Below are 1,945 nucleotides of genomic sequence, written 5' to 3'. Positions count from 1 at the left end.
ATCCCACACACCATGTCCGTCAAAATCCAAACACGTTCCATTAATCCGACTGTTTTTAACGACTTGCTCACTGCCGGTACCGATCCTTTGATTGCACGGCTGTGTGCTGCGCGTGATGTGCAAAGTCCGGCTGAGTTGGACGACAAGCTTGCTGCGCTTTTGCCGTATCAAACGTTGACAAACTGCGAAGCTGCAGCCGGCCGTCTGGCGGATGCGATTGAGCGTCAGGAAAAAATCCTGATTGTCGCCGACTACGATGCCGATGGTGCGACGGCGTGTTCCGTCGGTATGAGCGGTTTGGCGGCGATGGGGGCGAAAGTGGATTTTCTTGTGCCCAACCGCTTTGAACACGGCTACGGCTTAACGCCCGAGCTGGCTGAAATCGCGGCCGCGCAAGGCGTGGATTTATTGGTGACGGTGGATAACGGTATCGCCAGCATTGCAGGCGTGGCGCGTGCGCAGGAGTTGGGTTTGGATGTGATTGTGACCGACCACCATCTGCCTGCCGAGACCGTACCCGACTGCATCATCGTCAATCCGAACCAAAAAGGCTGCGGTTTCCAAAGTAAAAGCTTGGCGGGCGTGGGCGTGATTTTTTATGTATTGATGGCTTTGCGCGCCGAACTGCGCCGCCGCAATTATTTTTCAGACGGCCTGAAAGAGCCGAATCTGGGCGACCTTTTGGATTTGGTCGCACTCGGTACCGTCGCCGATGTCGTTACTCTAGACCACAACAACCGTATCCTCGTGTCGCAAGGTTTGAAACGGATGCGTTTGGGCAAAATGCGCCCGGGTATCCGCGCCTTGTTTGAAGTGGCGCGACGGGATTGGCGAAAGGCCCAGCCGTTTGATATGGGCTTTGCGTTGGGACCGCGCATCAATGCGGCCGGACGGCTGGATGATATGTCGGTCGGCATTGCCTGTCTGTTGGCGCAAGATGATGCTGAAGCGCAGGAACTGGCGGCTCAGTTAAACAACCTCAATATCGAGCGCCGCGAAATCGAGCAGTCTATGCTGCAAGACGCGCTGAATGCTTTTCCTGAAACCCTGCCTTCAGGGCAGACGACGTTGGTGGCGTATCGCGACGACTTCCATCAAGGCGTGGTCGGCATCGTTGCCAGCCGCCTTAAAGACCGTTTTTATCGTCCGACCATCGTGTTTGCGCCTGCCGACAACGGCGAAGTGCGCGGTTCGGGACGCTCCATTCCCAATCTGCACCTGCGCGATGCTTTGGATTTGGTGTCCAAACGCCATCCCGATTTGATTTTGAAATTCGGCGGACACGCAATGGCAGCGGGTTTGAGCATATTTGAACACAATATCCCCGCGTTTCAGACGGCCTTTGAAGAAGCCGTGCGCGAAATGGTATGCGAAGACGATTTGTCGCAAACCTTCATCACCGACGGCAGCCTGCCTGCACGCGACATTACGCTGGAACAGGCGCAGAACCTTGCCCGACACGTTTGGGGGCAGGGCTTCGCGCCGCCAAGTTTTACCGACGAATTTCACGTTGTCCGCCAGCAGCCTTTGGGCGCGGAAGGCAAACACAAAAAAGTCTGGCTGCAAAAAGACGGCTACGAATTTGAAGCCATGTTTTGGCGTTGCAGCGAAGACATTCCCGAATACATCCGCACGGTGTACCGCCCAGTTGCCAACGAATGGCGGAATAATCTTGAATTGCAGCTTTATATCGACTACTGGGAAGCCGCGTAAACAAAGGCCGTCTGAAAAATGAAGAAACAAAAACCTTGGCTCGGCTTTTCATTGGCGCTGCTTGCCACCATGACTTGGGGTTCGCTGCCGGTCATCGCCCAACAGGCCTTAAAAGCCGTCGATGCGCCCACGCTGGTGTGGATACGCTTTTTAGTGGCTTCGCTGGTGTTGTTTGCGTTGTTGGGGCTGACCGGCAAGCTGCCGAGGCCGTCTGAATTTTCCAAGCAAACCT

2 protein-coding genes are annotated in these 1,945 nt (G+C 55.3%); both read left to right on the top strand.

What is annotated here, in order from left to right; all coding sequences use genetic code 11:
- Window positions 1-12 precede the first annotated feature (12 nt).
- Window positions 13-1,713, top strand: coding sequence for a single-stranded-DNA-specific exonuclease RecJ (recJ, locus tag ACTHUT_RS19295; RefSeq protein ID WP_440419452.1), 1,701 nt, complete (start codon window positions 13-15; stop codon window positions 1,711-1,713).
- An 18-nt stretch (window positions 1,714-1,731) separates the two neighbouring features.
- Window positions 1,732-1,945 (top strand): EamA family transporter (locus ACTHUT_RS19290; RefSeq protein ID WP_440419450.1); only part of this gene is annotated, 214 nt, incomplete at its 3' end.

This window comes from Neisseria sp. P0022.S010 (assembly GCF_051956635.1).
Note: the sequence above shows the minus strand (reverse complement) of the source record. Positions and strands in the feature narration are given on the sequence as shown.

Coding starts and splice junctions, on each gene's coding strand:
- recJ (WP_440419452.1), top strand. CDS start 13: ATGTCCGTCAAAATCCAAACACGTTCCATTAATCCGACTGTTTTTAAC.